General features: G+C 59.4%; 14 protein-coding genes. 8 read left to right on the forward strand and 6 right to left on the reverse strand.

From position 1 onward, the window contains the following. Positions 1–198: 198 nt before the first annotated feature. The 3 genes from HZB29_02765 to mfd all read right to left on the reverse strand — a co-directional run bounded on the left by HZB29_02765 (position 199) and on the right by mfd (position 4,501). Complete coding sequence (locus HZB29_02765; protein ID MBI5814515.1) at positions 199–633, reverse strand: type II toxin-antitoxin system VapC family toxin; 435 nt, start codon at positions 631–633, stop codon at positions 199–201. Next, positions 630–929, reverse strand: coding sequence for a type II toxin-antitoxin system prevent-host-death family antitoxin (locus HZB29_02770; GenBank protein ID MBI5814516.1), 300 nt, complete (start codon positions 927–929; stop codon positions 630–632). Before HZB29_02770 ends, HZB29_02765 begins: the two co-directional genes overlap by 4 nt. Positions 930–1,006: 77 nt before the next feature. Continuing rightward, the gene (mfd, locus tag HZB29_02775; protein ID MBI5814517.1) at positions 1,007–4,501 is read right to left on the reverse strand and encodes a transcription-repair coupling factor; all 3,495 of its coding nucleotides are present in this window, start codon (positions 4,499–4,501) and stop codon (positions 1,007–1,009) included. Positions 4,502–4,723: 222 nt separating this feature from the next. Here mfd and HZB29_02780 point away from each other — a divergent pair, with 222 nt between their 5' ends. From HZB29_02780 to HZB29_02805, 6 genes are all read left to right on the forward strand, one after another. Continuing rightward, positions 4,724–5,176, forward strand: a complete 453-nt coding sequence (locus HZB29_02780) for a prepilin-type N-terminal cleavage/methylation domain-containing protein (GenBank protein MBI5814518.1) — start codon at positions 4,724–4,726, stop codon at positions 5,174–5,176. Continuing rightward, a complete protein-coding gene (locus tag HZB29_02785; protein ID MBI5814519.1) occupies positions 5,173–5,622 on the forward strand; it encodes a type II secretion system protein in 450 nt (149 codons plus the stop codon). The genes HZB29_02780 and HZB29_02785 overlap by 4 nt, the downstream gene beginning before the upstream one ends. A gap of 4 nt (positions 5,623–5,626) precedes the next feature. Next, positions 5,627–6,163, forward strand: a complete 537-nt coding sequence (locus HZB29_02790; GenBank protein ID MBI5814520.1) for a prepilin-type N-terminal cleavage/methylation domain-containing protein — start codon at positions 5,627–5,629, stop codon at positions 6,161–6,163. Next, positions 6,160–7,542, forward strand: coding sequence for a hypothetical protein (locus tag HZB29_02795; GenBank protein MBI5814521.1), 1,383 nt, complete (start codon positions 6,160–6,162; stop codon positions 7,540–7,542). The genes HZB29_02790 and HZB29_02795 overlap by 4 nt, the downstream gene beginning before the upstream one ends. Positions 7,543–7,822: 280 nt before the next feature. Then, positions 7,823–8,935, forward strand: coding sequence for an RIP metalloprotease RseP (gene rseP, locus HZB29_02800; GenBank protein ID MBI5814522.1), 1,113 nt, complete (start codon positions 7,823–7,825; stop codon positions 8,933–8,935). Positions 8,936–9,153: 218 nt separating this feature from the next. Continuing rightward, a complete protein-coding gene (locus HZB29_02805; GenBank protein ID MBI5814523.1) occupies positions 9,154–9,678 on the forward strand; it encodes an adenine phosphoribosyltransferase in 525 nt (174 codons plus the stop codon). A gap of 50 nt (positions 9,679–9,728) precedes the next feature. Here the strand turns inward: HZB29_02805 and priA are convergent, their stop codons facing one another. Further along, entirely contained in the window at positions 9,729–11,930 is a 2,202-nt protein-coding gene (gene priA, locus HZB29_02810) for a primosomal protein N' (protein MBI5814524.1), read from the reverse strand. Positions 11,931–12,195: 265 nt separating this feature from the next. On the opposite strand from priA, the gene thrC reads away from it, so the two are divergent. Next, positions 12,196–13,527, forward strand: coding sequence for a threonine synthase (thrC, locus tag HZB29_02815; GenBank protein ID MBI5814525.1), 1,332 nt, complete (start codon positions 12,196–12,198; stop codon positions 13,525–13,527). A gap of 29 nt (positions 13,528–13,556) precedes the next feature. Here the strand turns inward: thrC and HZB29_02820 are convergent, their stop codons facing one another. Together HZB29_02820 and HZB29_02825 are read right to left on the reverse strand one after the other, a co-directional pair. Further along, positions 13,557–15,026, reverse strand: coding sequence for an AAA family ATPase (locus HZB29_02820; protein ID MBI5814526.1), 1,470 nt, complete (start codon positions 15,024–15,026; stop codon positions 13,557–13,559). An 11-nt stretch (positions 15,027–15,037) separates the two neighbouring features. Next, positions 15,038–16,021, reverse strand: coding sequence for a hypothetical protein (locus HZB29_02825; protein MBI5814527.1), 984 nt, complete (start codon positions 16,019–16,021; stop codon positions 15,038–15,040). Between the two features lie 104 nt (positions 16,022–16,125). On the opposite strand from HZB29_02825, the gene HZB29_02830 reads away from it, so the two are divergent. Then, on the forward strand, positions 16,126–16,794 hold the full coding sequence (locus tag HZB29_02830; protein MBI5814528.1) for a dTMP kinase: 669 nt from the start codon (positions 16,126–16,128) through the stop codon (positions 16,792–16,794). Positions 16,795–16,967: the final 173 nt, after the last annotated feature.

Consider the following 16,967-nt stretch of genomic DNA (forward strand, 5'->3'; position numbering starts at 1 on the left):
AATCCATTCTTCCCTTGCCAGTTTTCCCGTTACCGTTTACTCTTTTCATGTGACCTCCTTGCTTTCCGTTGTTTTCGTTCAAAAACATGGTAGCAGGTGAGGTCATACCTTCGTTTCAACTAAGTTTAGGACACTTTCTTCAATTATTTGCAATACCTAATACATTGTGGAAGGGCGGATGCAAGCGTCCCGACAGGGTCACATTTCTTGAGGATCAAGTACCGTCAATCTTTCCTTTTTTGCGGCGGCAAGCAATTCCATGTCGGAAGCCGCAAAGACAATGGCGTTTCCCGTTGATTGCGAGAGGAATATGGCCGAAGCCAGATGGACCGCGTCGGCCCCGCGAAGGTTATGCCTGTTGATCGTCCTTTTTGTCAACGGCAATAGATGCGCGCCAAGAGGCATAACGGCCATTCTCTTCCAGTCGGCCTCAAGGCTTTTGACAGCCTCTTTTAGCGCGTTGGCCGCCAAATCACCCGCTTTTTTCCTCCGGGTCAGCGCGGCCAGGGCTTCCGCATACGCCAAAATGGAGACCGCCAATTCCTCGCCGGAGCCAAATATGCTTTCAACCGAATCGGAGCCAGGTTCATCAATATATCTTTTCACAAGGGCGCTGGTGTCCAGAAATATCATCGGCGATCCTCGATCACCGTTTGGGAAAGCGGCCCGCCCTTGATTTTGTGCCTTTTGACACGCGGGTATCCGCCTTTCACCGATGGGAGGGATATAAGGCCGGACTCCGCCATTATCGCCAGACGCTCATGGACCGATTCTTCCCCTTTGTCCCGCTTCAATGAGCCGACAACGGCCACGGGCTTCCCCCGGTCCGTCACAATAACTTTGCCCCCCTGCCTGGCTATCGCCAGATAATGAGTCAGTTTGTCCTTCAGTTCTTTTACCCCGACGGACACGCCGATTGCGCGTTGCATTCCAGCCTCCGTATCTTGTGGCCATTATGGCCACATTCTATCACCCCGGCGGGCGCAGCGCATCCCGTTATTCACGTTCAATCCCCGGCGCGGCCCAGCGTCAGCTCCATGAAATCGCTTATCGAGCGGAGTCTTTCGCGCCAGTCGGCTCCCTCAAGGGCGTATTCGGCGCCGTTCTCGGATGTGAAGCGCAGTTTGCGCCCGGTCTTGCGGGCGGCGGCCACGATCTCGTCTGGCCGTATCTTCGTGGACTGGTCGAAGATCATGTAAAGTTTTTCGCGGACGATGTCCAGCTTGATTATCTTCAGCCTCCCGCACAGAATCCTGATACTGCTCGCCGCAAGGAGTTTTTCGACATCCTCCGGTATGGGGCCGAACCTGTCATTTAGCTCGGCATCAAGATCGGCCAGCCCTTCCATCGAGGTGACGGCGTAGAACCGGTTATACAGGTCCATCCTGTCGGCCAGCGACGGGATGTACCCGGACGGTATTCGCCCGGCGAGGCTTATGTTCATCGCCACGTCGAACCGCTCCTCCACAGGCTCGCCTTTGAGCTCCTTGATGGCGTCTTCGAGCATCTCGCAATATGTCTCAAAACCGACCGCGTCTATATGGCCGGACTGTTCCGGGCCGAGTATGTTCCCCGCGCCGCGTATCTCCATGTCCCGCGCCGCCAGCTTGAATCCGCTGCCAAGCTCGGACAGTTCCTCTATCGCCTTGAGCCTCTTGCGGGCTATGTCCGTCAGCCCCGCCTGCCCCGGGGCCAGGAAGTATGCGAACGCGCGCCTATGGCTCCTTCCCACCCTGCCGCGCAACTGGTACAGCTGCGCCAGCCCGAAATGGTCCGCCCGGTTGATGAGGATGGTGTTGGCGGACGGGATGTCCAGCCCGGACTCGATGATGGTGGTGGCCACCAGTATGTCGTATGTCCCCTTGATAAAGTCCATCATCACCTGTTCGAGCTCATGCTCTGGCATCTGGCCGTGGGCCACGATGATCCTGGCGCCGGGCACGGTGCGGGCCAGATACTTTGCCACGCTGTGGATGGACTTCACCTTGTTGTGGACGAAGAACACCTGCCCTCCCCTGTCCAGTTCCCTTGTGACCGCCTCGCGGATCACCGTTTCCGAAAATTTGGCGATGAAGGTGCGGATGGACTGGCGGTCCACCGGCGGGGTCTGGATCACCGAAAGGTCGCGTATCCCCAGCATCGCCGTGTGCAGCGTGCGCGGGATGGGGGTGGCCGAGAGTGTGAGCATGTCCACCCCCTTCGCCAGCGACCGGAGCTTTTCCTTGTGCTTCACCCCGAACCGCTGCTCCTCGTCTATTATCACAAGGCCAAGGTCCTTGAACCTCACGTCCCCCTGCAGGATGCGATGGGTGCCGATGACAATGTCCACCTCCCCCACGGCGATTTTGCCCACTATCTCGCGCTGGTCCTTTTTGGACTTGAAACGGCTTAAGGTCTCCACCTGCATCGGAAACGATTTGAACCGTTCGGAGAATGTCTGGTGATGCTGCTGGGCCAGAAGCGTGGTGGGGACGAGCACGGCAACCTGCCTTCCGTCATAGGCCGCCTTGAACGCGGCGCGCATGGCAACTTCGGTCTTGCCATACCCCACGTCGCCGCACACGAGCCTGTCCATCTGCTTTTTCTTCTCCATGTCCGCCGCCACATCGGCGATGGCGGAAAGCTGGTCGCCCGTCTCCTCGAATTCGAATGTGTCGGCGAACTCCCGGTGGAAGGCTCCGTCCGGGGTGAACGGCCTGCCCGCCTCCAGCTCCCTTGCGGCGTGGATGGCCAAAAGCTTCCCTGCCATCTCCATCACCGCTTTTTTCACCCTGGCGCGGGTCTTTTTCCAGCTTGCGCCCCCCATCCTGTCGAGTTGAGGGTGCGAATCGCCGCCGCTTACGAACTTTTTCAAAAGGTACACGCTGGATATGGGGACGTAGAGCTTCTGCCTCTCCGCATACTCCAGCTCCAGATACTCGCCGGGCACGTCGGCGATGGTCATCTCCACGGTGCGCACATATCGCCCCACGCCGTGATTTTTGTGCACCACGTTGTCCCCCGGCTTCAGGTCCGCCACGCTGGCGGCGAACACGTTACGCGACGGGCGCATCCTGTGCTTTATCCGGGCAACCTTGCCGAAAATCTCGTCGCCGGTGATAACGGCAAGCTTGTCCTTGGGAATCAGCAGCCCTTCCGGCAGCGAGCCTGTGGAGAGGTACAGCCTTTCCTCGAAAAGTCCGGACTGCGGATCGCAAAGGCTCTCCACAAGGCCCCCGGTCTGCTCCCGCTCAATCCTCCTTGCGCCGATGTCGTGGTCTTTTAACAGCCGTTCCACCCGCTCCGCCTCGCCGTTGGAGGAGGCGGCGATCACCGTGGTGTATCCTTCGGCGATGAATTTTTTGATGTCGCCGGTGAAGGCTTCGGCGTTTGCCCGGTAATGCTCCGGGGCGCGGGTGGAGAGAACATGGAACGATCCCGCGCCTTCGTCAATGGCAAGTTCGCGGATATTCAGAAGCGATCTTGCGGCGATGATCTCCCGGGCCTGATCTCTGGTGATGAAAAGCTTGTCCTGCTCCGGGGCGATCTCCTTTTTGCCCAGGGCGTCCTCCCGCTCCGCCTCGATTAGCCCATAGAAGGTCTCGCAATGCGCCTCCACCATCTCCGGCTCGTCCACCACTATGCCCGCCCCTTGCGGGAGATAGTCGAAAAGGGTGGCCGCGTCCCCGTAAAAACATGGCAGCAGCCGCTCCATCCCGGCGAAGAACTGGCGGGAGGCCAGCGCCCCTTCCGTCACCGCCGCCCGATGCCCGCCGACGCCAAGCCGGGCCGACATCTCGCGGAACGACGCTGTGAGCCGTTCCATGTCCACCCCCTCGTAAAACACCTCGCGGAAGGGGAACAGGCTTACTTTCTCAATTTCCTTCACGGAACGCTGGTTGTCCGGATTATAGAGCCTGATGGAGTCCACCTCGTCGCCGAAAAGGACGATGCGGGCCGGATGGTCCCCATGGCCGGGGAACACGTCCACGATTCCGCCTCGCACGGAAAATTCGCCCCGGTCCTCCACCATGCCGGTGCGGCGGTAGCCGTATGACGCAAGATGGCCCGTGAGAAGCTCCAGGTCTATGGAGTCCCCCCGGTCTATCCGCAGCACCGCTTTTTTGAGAACGTCCGGCGGCAGTGTCTTGCGGGCCAGCGCCTCCACGGCGGTGATAAGGATGAAACGCCTGGGGGCGTTGATAAGGCGCGAAAGGGTGGAAAGCCTCTGGCCGGACACCTCCGGATGGGGCGACATCTCTTCGTATGGCAAAACTTCCCACGGCGGGAAATGCAGAAGCGGGCAGACGGAATCGTCCGGATTGAAGAACCTGATTATTTCGTATAGCTCCTCGGCGGCGGCGGCCTTCGCGCACACCACCATAAGCGGCCTTTCAAGCCTTCTGGCAAGGGTGGCGATCACCAGCCCCTTGGAGGATTTTGTGAGCCCCCCGCATGTGACCGGCGTTTTTCCGCCTGCCCCGGCGAGGGATTCGAGCGCGTAGAGGGAAATCGTTTCCATCAATAATAATAGCGTATAAAGCCGTGTTGCAAAAACCAAAGCCCAAATTTATACTTCAAATCACCGGATAAATAAACAACCATGAACAAACGTCGGAATTACTTTGTGCCGCCGGCCTCTTGCCGGCATACCGCCGTTATTTTGTCATCCCGGAAGCCGTCCTCGGCTATCCGGGATCGGGGCTTCACGCTTTTCAAGTCCAGATGCCGGATCAAGTCCGGCATGACAATGCGCGGCGCCCTTGGCCGGATTGGCCCCAATAAAGGTTTCACCATTATCGAACTTACGAGCGTGATGGTGATCCTCGCGATCCTTTCCATATCGGCTTATCCGGTCATCACAGGCTCTGGCGGGCCGGGGCTTTCGGAAAGCGCCGAGGTGGTCAAATCCGACATACGCCGCACCCAGCTTGCCGCCATGACGGCGGGATCGGTCCGCTCCATAGCGTTCACCGCGGGCTCCGCAGGATACGCTTACGAAATACCGGCAGGGGGAACCGGAATCAGCCGCGATTCAGGCTCCATCGCGCATGGTCTGACAATCGGGAACGGCCTGACGATAAGCTTCAACTCGCTTGGCGAACCTGCCACAGGGGGCCAGGTGAGCGTGGCCCTGCAAGGCGTATCAAAAACAATCGCCGTGGCGCCCTTCACCGGGATGGTGACGATCCAATGACAGTCCGGCGGCGAGGTTTCACGTTGATAGAGGCCGTGGTCACGATCGTCATCATGTCCATCGCATCGGCCACGATTTTCATCCCGTTCCTCGTTTCATCGCAGGGGATCGGGGGGAAAGGGGCCGCCGGAAAAGTACGGCTGGCTTTAGTGGCCCACCAGCAGGCGGAGCTTTATACAAGAAGCCTCACCGGGCTAAGCCAGACGCAATGGAGCCAGACATTGCAAAGCCTTGCGGCATCATCGCCACTGGTCATATCGCCGGACAAGACGCTGGACGGGGAGACATACCGGGCGATACGTTCGGCCACATGCGTGGCGCAGGATTTGGCGGCCAATGACGCGGCCTGCTCGGCGGGATTCGCGAAGCTTACGGTGACGGTCACGGCCATAAACGGGGGCGACACCGTCACCGTCAATCTCATCAAGACCCGTGCGGGGATATAATAAGATGAACCGCGCCGGTTATACATTGATAGAGCTTGTGGCCGTGCTCGTTGTCCTTGCGGCGCTTGGGGCGTTCTCCGTCAACGGCGTGGCAAACTCCGTGGACGTGTACAACGCCGCCATCGCCGAAAACTCGCTGGCGCAGGAAACATGGATCGCGATGGAGCGCATCCGGCGAGAGCTTGCGGAGGCGGACGTTGTCTCCACACCTGCGTCCGGAGCGTCGTCATCAAACCTTGTTTTCACAAGGCCCTCCGCCGCCACATGCGGCCAGTGTGTTGACCGTTCCACCTCCGTCACCTTCACATTCGATCAGGCCAGCGGAACCCTTGACCGCGCAACCCAACAATCCGGCGCCGCGATCCTTGCGGACAGCGTGACAGCATTCACCGCCTCCGTCAGCGCGGACACGGCTGCTTTGCGCGTGTTCACCATCACATTGACCCGCGCCGATCGCAAGACCGGCCGCTCCTTCACCGCCGAAACGTCCATATTCCCCCCGGCCTCGCGCAACGCCACCTGGCGGGAGACCGTCCAATGAAAGCTCACAACCGCAACGACGGCCTGTCGGCCATACTGGCGATATTCATGATTGTGGCGCTGGCGGCCATGGGGACGGCGGCGCTTCATTTCGTGTCGGCGGGGCAATCTTCGGCGGTGGATGTTCTGCGGACGGAATCGGACTTTTACGCCGCCCAGTCCGGCCTTGAGTGGGCAAGACAGGTGACGGCGGCGTACACCACGGCGGACCGCGCCCGTTTTCAAGCGCTCGATGGGACATTTATGGATATTGCCACCCCCGGCGGGCCGAGGTTCACGCTTGGCATCGCATATTCTGACACGGACAACGACCCCGACACGGCGGACACGGTCACGGTGACATCCGCAAGCGCCACGCGTAGTGTCACGATAACCATGACCGTCCCGCCCCCTTCCACCGCCGCTTACCTTTCCGACCAGGCCGATCAGGGTGACGCAACCGCGTTTGACAATACCTACACCGCCGGAACCCCATCAGTCGCGCATGGTGGGATGAGCCCTTTCGCCAGTGTGACAAACCAGCCCGGGGGAGACACTTCGGGCGTCATGACCCTTCAATCCGAACCGGGCGGTCTTGCGGGAATACTGCGCATGGGCGGGGTGAACGAGGCGCGGTTCACCATATACACCGGCTCGTGCTTTAAATGGCCGTCCGTCTCCACCGGCGATCCATGCGGCTATGCGGCGTGCGCCACTTCGGGTGTTTGCAACGCGAGACAAGGGCTGAACATCGCCCCGGACGGCGGCGGATACCAGAACTATTTTCTCAAAATCCGGTTCCGCCTTGTTTCCGGAACGGGGGGTTTTGGAGTCTATTTCCGCGCGTCATACCCGAACCAGACGGACCCATACGCGGTGGACTTCGCCGGGCTGACCGGGTACATCTGGCAATACGACCCTTATCTTGGCTACATCTCCCCCTGTTCGACCTCCACGGCGGTTTTCGGGAACGACAGTGCGGGAATGCTGTTCACCAGAAGGATAAACCTGGGAAGCGAGACCTGCGGGGCCGGATGCGAACTTTTCACCGCCCCCTCAGGCGGGGAATATCCCTTTTTCTGCCCCGAAAACAGGACAGGCCAGCCCCAGCTTGACGGGTGGATGTGGAACAACACAAATTGGACCACCCAATGGCGCACAGTCTATATTTACGTATATCAAAACATCGCCGCCATTTATCTGGGCCGGCAGGAAATCACCGGCGCCGGATCGGAGACCCAGCCGGTATTGGTGGGATCCGCCGTTCTCGATTCGATAAGCGCGCTTTTGAAGACGGGGGACATCGGGGTGCGAACATGGGGCGGCTCGGTGGTGGACATAGATTACATACAGGTGTTCCCCAACGATTTGAATTACAACCCGTCCACTTTCGCCGGATGATAAACAAGCAGGAAATCAACCACATAGGCGCGGAGAAAAGTGGAATTTGCCGGCGGGACGCCGGCGCTACGTCGCGGCGCCATGCTTGGTAGTGTCTCAGTTTGTCATTCTGGAGGCGAAGCCGAAGAATCTCCTTCACGCAAACCTTGTAGTAACAAGATGAAGGAGATGCTTCGCCATGCTCAGCATGACAGGTGAGTTCAAACTGAGACACTACCCCATGCTTGGCAAAATTGAGTTTAGACGTTAAGATAATCAAAGTAACTTTTATCCGGTGAATATGAACGCAGTTTCGTTTCTTTCGATGTTCGGCGATGTGACCGCCGGGCGGATGTACGGATGGCTCACTTTCGGCGGTTCGGCCGTCATTGTCCTGGGCCTGCTTATCGTGGCGCACGAGTTCGGCCATTTTATCGTGGCAAGGCTCGTGGGGGTGCGGGTGGAGAAATTCTCCATCGGGTTCGGCCCCAGGATTTTCAGCAGGAAGAAGGGGGACACGGAGTACATGGTCTCCTGGATACCCTTGGGGGGCTACGTGAAACTTTTCGGGGACGATCCGAACAGCCCGGAGGAAGGGGCTGAATCGTTCCTAAAGCAGCCGGTGTGGAAACGTCTTTCCATCGTCGGCGCCGGGCCGGCGTTCAACATAGCGCTGGCGATCATGATATACAGCGCGGCGGCGATGATCGGCCTGCCGGAAGGGACCCGTATCATACAGGAAATCCAGCCGGATTCGCCCGCCGCCACCGCCGGGATATTGCCGGGGGACAGGATAGACGCCATAGACGGCGTTGCGCTGGAACGTTGGGTGGAAGTGGTGGACGCCATCCAGAAATCGCCCGGCAAGGAGATCAAGATGACCGTTCACCGCGAGGGTGGCGCGGACACGGTGATCAACGTCACCCCCAAAAGCCACGAGGCGAAGACAATTGACGGCAAGACGATAGTCATCGGCCAGATAGGGATCACGCCGCGCCAGACGGTCAAATCGTACCCGGTCCATACGGCGATATTGAAGGGGGCGGAGCGCACGTGGGACATAACGGCGCTGACGGTGTGGTCCATCGGCATGCTCATCACGCGCAACATCCCGGCGGACCAGATAGCCGGGCCCATCGGCATAATGAAAATGGCGGGGGACGTGGCCGAAAACGGCTTTGTGAGCCTTTTGCTTTTCATCGGGCTTATCTCCGTGAACCTTGGCATATTGAACCTTCTGCCGATCCCGGTGCTCGACGGCGGGCACATACTGTTTTTCGGCATAGAGGCGCTGCTGGGGCGCCCGGTGCGGATAAAGCATCAGGAAATCGCCCAGCAGATCGGCATTTTCCTTTTGATAAGCCTGATGGCCTTCGCGTTTTACAACGACATCATGAGGCTGATTTCAGGCTGATGGCCCTAGGCCGCGCAAAGCTTCCCCGTGGTCACCTCTATTAGCGCTTCCCCGTGGTCGCTGACCACGGTTTCTTACAGCGAGGAACCGGGGCCGCCCGGCCCCCGGCGAAGCATGGGCGTACGATGCGCGCATATTTATCCAAAGCTCTCATTGACAAAGTTCCCGCGCGCGGGTATTAAATTGTGTTCAACAAACTTTTAGCGGGGTAATTGAAAATGCCGGGAGATTTACAGAGCAGCATCCGCCAGATACCGGACTTCCCGAAAAAGGGGATCCTTTTCTACGATATCACCACCATGTTCTCCGACGCGCGGGCGTTCCGCCGCGCAATAGACATGCTGGTGCACAGGTATATAGACCGCCGCCCGGACGTTTTCGCCGGGGTGGAGGCGCGCGGTTTCCTTGTGGCCTCGGCGCTGGCATACGCGCTGGGCTCTGGCGTGGTGCTCATCCGCAAGCCGGGCAAGCTTCCCGCCAAGACATACAAGGTGGCCTATTCGCTTGAATACGGCACAAACGAGATAGAGATACACCAGGACGCCATCAAAACGGGCCAGAGGGTGGTGGTGGTGGACGACCTTCTCGCCACCGGCGGCACCATCCACGCGGCGGCGGAGCTTGTGAAGCTGGCTGGCGGCGCCGTGGAGGAGCTTGCGTTCATCATCGAGCTTACGTTCCTTAAAGGGCGTGACAAGCTGAAGAACTACGAGGTCCATTCACTGATAAAGTACGACCAGTAAAAACACTCGCATAGCAGGGGCGCGGCGCGCCGTGCCCCTGCAATACCTTCTCACATCACGTTCACCGGGTCCATGTCCACGGACACCCGCACTGTGCCAGGCTGGCCCTGTTTGCCGCCGCCGGTCTCATCGAAAAACCTGTCCAGCGCCGCATGGATCGCCGCGTGATTGGGGGCCTTTAAAAGTATCCGCCAGTTGAAACGGTTTTTCGTCCTGAATATCACCCCTTCCGCCGGGCCGAGGATTTCAAGCCCCCGCGTTTTTCTCCGGACGCCTTCCAGCGATGAACGGATCATGTTGATGTATTTTTCGCCCACCTCCTGGGTGGACGCGTCAATCCGGATAAACGCCAGCCGCGCGAAGGGGGGATAGCCGGTGGCCTGCCGCAGGTTTATCTCCGTTTCGTAAAACGCCTTGTAATCATGCCCCGCCGCGCAGGCGACGGAGTGATGGTCCGCGCTTTTGGACTGGACTATCACAAGCCCCGGCGCATCCCCCCGCCCCGCCCTCCCGGCCGCCTGGGTGACAAGCTGGAACGTCCTCTCTCCGGCGCGGAAATCGGGGATGTGCAGCGTGTCGTCCGCGCTTACCGCGCCCACAAGCGTTATGTTCGGGTAGTCGTGCCCTTTTGTCACCATCTGGGTGCCGATGAGTATGTCCACCTCGCCACCCCCGACAGAGCGCAATATTTTTGATCCTGCATGCCGGCCGGATGTTGTGTCCCGGTCCATCCGCGCCACCCGCGCCGCCGGGAACATCGCCTCGATGTCCTTTTCGATCCGTTCGGAGCCAAGCCCGCCGAGGAAGAAATCGGCGGAATCGCACTGGGCGCATGTTTTGGGGGCTGGCTCCTCGTATCCGCATGTGTGGCAGCGCATGGTCTTGGTGGAAATGTGGTACACGAGGCTTATCGAGCAGTTGCGGCATTCCACCACCTTCCCGCACACCCCGCACATCACATAACGCGCCGCCCCGCGCCTGTTGATGAACAGCAGCGATTGCTCCCCGCGCTCAAGCCGGACGGCAAGCTCGCTCTTTAGCCTCTCGCCAACCCCTCCGCCCGGCTCCGGCTCCACAATCTCCACCTTGGGCATGGGGCGTGCGTCTATCCTGTGGGGCAGCTCCGCCAGCGCGTATTTGCCGGAAAGCGCGTGATGATAGCTCTCCAGCGACGGCGTTGCCGAGCCGAGCGCCACGGCGGCGCCACATATCGAGCCGCGCATAATGGCCACGTCCCGCCCGTTATAACGCGGCGATGTCTCCTGTTTGTACGAGTTGTCGTGCTCCTCGTCCACAATCACAAGCCCTAGGTTTTCCACCGGGGCGAACACCGCCGACCGCGCCCCCACCACAAGCGCCGGGCCTGCCTGGGCAATGGCGCGCCATTTTTTATCGCGCTCCCCCGGCGGCATGTCCGAATGGATGATGAACGGGGCGAATCCGAGCCGGTTGTGAAACCTGTCCGCAAGAAGGTCCGCCAGCGCTATCTCCGGGGCCAGCGCTATCACCGATTTTCCGGAATCCAGCGCCTTGCGGGCGAGTGTTGCGTACACCTCCGTTTTGCCGGAGCCTGTGACGCCGTGGATGAGCGTCACGGAAAATTTTGAGGCGTCCATCCCCTCCGCCACAAGTTCGAAAGCTTTCACCTGCGCCGCGTTGAGCTCCACCGGGTTCACCTCGCGCATGGCCAAGGGCCCGGCGGCTTTCCTTTCCTTCACCTGCCTTGTGGACTGGGTGACGCGGACGAATCCCGCCGCCACGCCGGCGCTTACGATTTTTTTCATCTCGGCCGGGGTCACTTCCATATCCGCCGCCAGAAGCTCCAGCTTGCGCGATCCCCCTTTGGCCGACAGGGCGGAAAACATTAAAGCGGCGCTCTTCGAGCGTGACGAGGACGCCTCTGCCCCTTCCACGAGCAAGACCACCGTGTCCAGCTTCACGTCTCCTTTGGGCATTATCAACTGGATAACGTCCCCCGGGGGGGCATAGTAATGCCGCGCGGTCCACACCGCCAGTTTCAAAAGGTCCTCCGCCACCACAGGGGCGGGGTCTATTACGCTTATGACAGGCTTGGTCTCCACCTCCGCCTTGTTGGTGACTTTGGCGATAAGCCCGATGAGCGAGCGTTTGCCGAAAGGGACTTCCACCCTTTTGCCCGGAGCCACGCCGCCGGCAAGCCCGTCAGGGACGGAATATGTGAAAAGTGGCCGCACCGGACGCGGCACGATCACCTCGACGAAAGTTTTTTTCAAACGATGTTCCTGGTTTAATATACCAACCTTCTTTCCCCTCCTTTGCAAGGAGGGGTGGCGGCAAAGCCGCCGGGGTGGTAATCAGGACTGGATAACGTCTCGCAATTGCTTACCCCCTCGCGCATTCTGCGCTCTCCCCCTTATAAAGGGGGAGAAAAGGGCAAACCGCAAACATCCAACCCCAAATTGACACTCCGCCGCCCCGCAAATATAATCAGTCCACGTTTCGGGATTTTATCATCATCAATTTTAATCGGGTAAAGAAGTGGCGTACAAGGCCTGGTTCGAGTGTTTCAACGGCGATTGCCGCGAAAAGTACGGTCTGAACGAAGTTGTGTACAACTGCGGCCGGTGCGGATCGCTTCTGCAGGTGGTCCATGATTACGACGAAATAGCCAGGACCTCCGCCGCCCAGTGGATGCGCCTTTTCGACGAGCGCAAGAGGCGCAACCAGTGGCCATTCGGCTCGGGCGTGTGGAAGATGAAAGAATGGGTCTGCCCGGAGGTGGCGGACGAGAACGTGGTCTCCATGTACGAAGGGGAATCAAACCTTTTCTGGGCCGAACGGCTGGGCCGGGAGATCGGCGTGCCGGACCTTTGGATAAAACTTTGCGGCAACAGCCACACAGGCTCTTTCAAGGACCTGGGGATGACGGTGCTCGTCTCCATGGTCAAGCAGATGATAAGCTCCGGCAAGGAGATCCGAGCGGTGGCCTGCGCCTCCACTGGGGACACGTCGGCGGCGCTGGCGGCGTATTGCGCTTCCGCCGGGATACAGTCCATCGTGTTCCTGCCGCGCGGCAAGGTCTCCAACGAGCAGCTAATCCAGCCCATCGCCAACGGGTCGCTGGTGCTTTCGCTGGACACCGATTTTGACGGTTGCATGAAGATCGTGCAGAAAGTGGCGGAAGACAAGACGATATACCTGGCCAATTCCAAGAACTCGCTGCGCATCGAGGGGCAGAAGACGGTGTCCGTGGAGCTGACGCAGCAACTGGACTGGGACGTGCCGGACGTGGTGATAATCCCCGGGGGCAACCTTGGCAACGTTTCGGCGCTGGGCAAGGGTTTCATGCTCATGGAGAAGGTTGGAATCATAAGCAAGCGCCCCAGGATCGTGTGCGCCCAGGCGGAAAAGGCCAATCCGCTGTACCGCTATTTCAAAAGCGGGTACAAGGATTACTCGCCGATTCAAGCGGAGAGGACGTACGCCTCGGCCATACAGATTGGCGACCCGGTGTCGCTCCAAAAGGCGGTGTCCATATTAAAAGAGTTCGACGGCATCGTGGAACAGGCGTCCGAGCAGGAGCTTGCCGACGCGTGCGCCCGGGGGGACAGGACCGGTATGTACACCTGCCCGCACACCGGCGTCGCGCTGGCGGCGCTGTTCAAGCTTGTGGACCGTGGGGTGATAACCTCAAAAAGCCGCGTTGTGGTGATATCCACGGCGCACGGGCTGAAGTTTTCCAAGTTCAAGCTCGATTACCACGAGCGCGCCCTGCCGGACCTGGAAAGCCGCTATTCAAACCTTCCGGTGCATCTGCCCGCGGACGAAGACGCGGTGCGAAGAGTGCTGGACGAGAGGTTGAAGAAATAAGAAATTGCCGGCGAGACGTCGGCGCTACCTCACGACGCCGCGCGCGCGCGGTGCTTGGCCCATTCCCGCAAGGCGCCTATGTCCTCTGCCATGGTCTTGGACAATGGGACCGTTGCGCGGATGGCGTTAAGGATGTCTTCGCCTGTAAAATCGTCCCCACGGGCGAAGGCGGCGTACATGGAGTCCACCACCGCCATTTCAATCTCCGCCCCGGAAAATCCCGCCGCCGCCTTCGCCAGCGCCGCCAGGTCGAACTTTGCCGCGTCCCGCTTCCTTTTCTCCACGTGGATGCGGACGATTTCCTTACGCTCCTCCTCGCCGGGAAGGTCTATGAAGAATATCTCGTCGAACCTCCCCTTGCGAAGCATCTCCGGCGGCAGGTCGGCGATGGAGTTGGCCGTGGCTATCACGAACACCGGCTTGGTCTTCTCCTGCATCCAGGTGATGAACGTGCCGAATATGCGCGACGTCACCCCCGCGTCCGTGGCGCCGGACGATTTTATGCCGGAAAAACCTTTTTCGATCTCGTCTATCCACAGGATCACCGGCGACAGCGACTCGGCGGTGGCGATGGCGCGCCGGATGTTCTCCTCCGACGAGCCGATGTAGGAGGAGAATATCCGCCCCACGTCCAGCCGCAGCAGAGGCTGGCCCCAAAGGTTTGCCACGGCCTTGGCCGAAAGGCTCTTGCCGCACCCCTGCACGCCGAGCAGCAAAAGCCCGCGCGGCATGGGGAGCCCGAAATCCCTCGCCCGCTTGGTGAAAGCGTCCTTGCGCGACGAAAGCCATTTTTTCATCGCCGAAAGACCGCCGACGGCGTTCATGTTCTCCCGCGAATCGAAATACTCCAGCGTGCCGGACTTGCGTATAAGCTGTTTTTTCTCGAACAGGATCATGCTTATGTCGCGGCTGTCGAACACCCTGTCGGTGATCAGCGCCTTGGAGAAAATCCTTTTCGCCTCCGACACGGTGAGCCCCATCGTCGCGTTCACCACGGCGTCCTTGTCCTCCTCGGATAGCGCGGCGGACACCTTTGGATTGCGCGAGGCGAAAGCGAGTATCTCGTCCAGCACAGCGCGTATCTCATACCTGCCCGGCAAAGGCAGGTCCACGATGGTGACGTCCTTCTCCAGTTCCACCGGGATTTTCAATATGGGCGATACGATGACAAGGGTCTTTTGCGACCGGGTGAATTCCCGCACCACGTCCCGTATCTTTCGCATCACCACGTCGTTGTCCACGTAATGATGGAAATCGCGCAGCATGAACAACGCCGCCTCGTTTGACACCAGCGCCTCGTCGAGCGCGTCCGCGGCCTTTTTGGGCGATTGAGCGGAGCCGTCGTTGGCGCTTATGCTCCAGGGGATCAGCTTTTTCCCCTGCTCCGCGGCGATGGCCGAAAGGATTTTCTCCCCACGGTCCTCCTCGTGGGTGAGCAGGTATATCACCGGGTAGCGCGACTGGATAAGAAGTTTCAGTTCCGCCGTCACATCAGTCATGGATCCCATATTCAAAGCTCCAGATAATCTAAATCGCTTTTGCCGGGCTCTTGCCGCTCCGGAGCGCGCTCTTTTTGCGCAGGGGCCTTGCGCGGGGCCGGTTCCGGCGGCGGCGGGGCTTTCCTTTCCGTCATCCCCATCACTCCATAGCAGACCGCCAGCCCTTTGTTGTTCACCGCCACAAAACGGGTCCCGTCGCCCGTCATGCCGCAAAGCGCCCAGGAATCTTTCGTTTTTTCGCTCCAGAGCACGTCGCCGGACAAGTTGAGCAACGCAAGGTTGCCTTTCGGGCAGACGGCGGCAATCAAGTCCCCGTTTCTATTTATACCAAGTTTCGCCACGTAAAATCCCGGATTTATCGTGGTCATCTCCTCGCTGGACGAATTTATGACGTTAAACCCATCCTCCCCGGCTGGAAGGAATATTTTTTTGCCGGATTCGCAAACCTTCAGGTCCATGATCGGGTGGTTTATATGGAACTCCCCTGTGGGATTGGCTTGCTTATCATAAATCCCTATCCAGCCCATGGAACTGGCCAGGAACAACGTTCCGGCGCGGGAGGCGTAAACGGCGTGGGCCACAGGCTCGGGAGTGTGCACTTCGCGCAGCCGCTCGCCGGATGAGCTTATGACGAAAAACCGCCCCTTGTGGCTGGCCACCACCGCAGACTGCCCTTTCGCGCGGACAGCTATTGTCGCCCCATCCCTGTCCACCCACTTTTCCCAGTCCATCCCGCCGTCGGGACGCATGCGCGAAAGAAAACCTTCGAAAGAAAGGATAAAGACGCTCTGTCCGTCGGAGGCCACTTCGCCGTCCACCGGGGCCAGTGGCATCGGCTCGTCGTGGATCACCTTGCCTTCGGGGCCGAGCAACACCACGCTGTCCCGCCGGTCGCACAGCAACACCTCCCCCGTCTCCCCCGCCACAGAAAGGGATTCCACGGGGCGTCTGTGGGCGTGTTCCCAGAGTTTTACGACTTTTGCGATTTGGGCCATGATCCTGATTTAAAATACCGCCCCCTATTGTCCCTGACAAATCCTTGCCGCAAGTTGAGTTCGCGGTTAGACTTTATAGGTCATTCTACAAGGAAGGCGAGGATTTGGGCGGAGTATTCATCACATTCGAGGGGGTTGAGGGCTGCGGCAAAAGCACCCAGTTGACCATGCTGGGCAAAACGCTGGAAGCGCGCGGCCATCGCGTCCTTTTAACGAGGGAGCCCGGGGGATTGCCGGGGCAGTCGCCAGCGGGGGAGGCGGTGCGCCGCATCCTGCTGGATCCCGCGACGGGAGCGCTCGACCCGATGACGGAGCTTTTGCTGTTTTCCGCCGTGCGAAGGGAACTTGTCACCAAGGTGATCGCCCCGGCGCTGGAGAAAGGGATGGTGGTGATCTGCGACAGGTTCGCCGATTCCACCATGGCCTATCAGGGCTTTGGGCGCGGCATGGACAAAGATATGATAAACGATATGAACCGCAAAGTGTGCGGCGCGGTGTGGCCGTCAAGGACGGTGTTGCTGGACATGCCGGTGGAACTGGGGCTGGAACGGGCAAACGGCCGCATGAAAAGCGAAGGACGGGGTGAAGCGCGGTTTGAGGACGAGAAACTGGAATTCCACAAGCGGGTGCGCGGCGGTTTTCTTTCCATAGCGGAAAACGAGCCCCAACGGGTGCGCGCGGTGGACGCATCCCGGAGCGTGGAAGATGTGGCCGCGTCGGTGACCGGCGCCGTGGCGGATGTTTTGAATGAAAAGCGTGGCGGGACGAAATAAATATGCTCCATAAACACCGATGCCTGCCGCAGGTTTCCCCTCCTTTACAAGGAAAGCTTTGCATAATTGCTTTTATGATGCTATATTATATTACCAATAGTAATACAATATATAGCTGGAGGCGAAATGAACCGTAAATCGGGGCAGTTGGGGTTTTCAGACGCCGTTGTCGA

The organism is Nitrospinota bacterium (genome assembly GCA_016235255.1).
In the GTDB taxonomy this organism is placed as follows: Bacteria; Nitrospinota_A; UBA7883; order UBA7883; family JACRLM01; genus JACRLM01.

Bases quoted from the DNA above. Each gene is read 5' to 3' on its own strand.
- HZB29_02765 (MBI5814515.1), bottom strand. From the start codon at position 633: ATGATATTTCTGGACACCAGCGCCCTTGTGAAAAGATATATTGATGAA.
- HZB29_02770 (MBI5814516.1), bottom strand. From the start codon at position 929: ATGCAACGCGCAATCGGCGTGTCCGTCGGGGTAAAAGAACTGAAGGAC.
- mfd (MBI5814517.1), bottom strand. From the start codon at position 4,501: ATGGAAACGATTTCCCTCTACGCGCTCGAATCCCTCGCCGGGGCAGGC.
- HZB29_02780 (MBI5814518.1), top strand. From the start codon at position 4,724: ATGACAATGCGCGGCGCCCTTGGCCGGATTGGCCCCAATAAAGGTTTC.
- HZB29_02785 (MBI5814519.1), top strand. From the start codon at position 5,173: ATGACAGTCCGGCGGCGAGGTTTCACGTTGATAGAGGCCGTGGTCACG.
- HZB29_02790 (MBI5814520.1), top strand. From the start codon at position 5,627: ATGAACCGCGCCGGTTATACATTGATAGAGCTTGTGGCCGTGCTCGTT.
- HZB29_02795 (MBI5814521.1), top strand. From the start codon at position 6,160: ATGAAAGCTCACAACCGCAACGACGGCCTGTCGGCCATACTGGCGATA.
- rseP (MBI5814522.1), top strand. From the start codon at position 7,823: ATGAACGCAGTTTCGTTTCTTTCGATGTTCGGCGATGTGACCGCCGGG.
- HZB29_02805 (MBI5814523.1), top strand. From the start codon at position 9,154: ATGCCGGGAGATTTACAGAGCAGCATCCGCCAGATACCGGACTTCCCG.
- HZB29_02820 (MBI5814526.1), bottom strand. From the start codon at position 15,026: ATGACTGATGTGACGGCGGAACTGAAACTTCTTATCCAGTCGCGCTAC.
- HZB29_02825 (MBI5814527.1), bottom strand. From the start codon at position 16,021: ATGGCCCAAATCGCAAAAGTCGTAAAACTCTGGGAACACGCCCACAGA.